This is a genomic window from Mesorhizobium sp. M1E.F.Ca.ET.063.01.1.1 (genome assembly GCF_003998155.1).
Classification (GTDB): domain Bacteria; phylum Pseudomonadota; class Alphaproteobacteria; order Rhizobiales; family Rhizobiaceae; genus Mesorhizobium.
Genome location: NZ_RZSC01001737.1, coordinates 1 through 399 on the forward strand (window position 1 = coordinate 1; position 399 = coordinate 399).

Sequence of the window (399 nt, forward strand, 5' to 3'; positions counted from 1 at the left end):
CGCCATGATCATGCCACCGGGCGGGTGATCCATGATCAACGTCGTCGCGCAGCCGATAGGCGATGTTTCGGTAGTCCGGCAGGGCATCCTCCAGAAAATGCCGAGAGGCTGTGCGCAAATGCCGGACGCGCCGTGCAGCTGATGAGTTCTCGGGAAGGTCGTTCAAGATTTGCGTAAGCTCATTGCGAATCTGAATCATCGACTGATCAACTTGGTCCGGAACCTCGAAATGCATCGGCACGAAGAGCACACGCCGATTCTCTAAGAAATTGAACAGCCGCAAGATCACCGTCCGTTGCGCGACTGGCGGATTCCAGCTCGCGCTAATACTAAGGAACCCGATGCCGGTGAGCCTGCTTCGAATGGCATCGAAGCTTCGCCGAACGATCGCCATCTACT

Annotated in this window: 1 protein-coding gene; it reads right to left on the bottom strand. The window is 56.4% G+C overall.

The features are described from left to right. The coding region (locus tag EOA29_RS40665) for a DUF6650 family protein (protein WP_348628956.1) at positions 1-394 on the bottom strand (394 nt) is incomplete at its 3' end. Positions 395-399 lie beyond the last annotated feature (5 nt).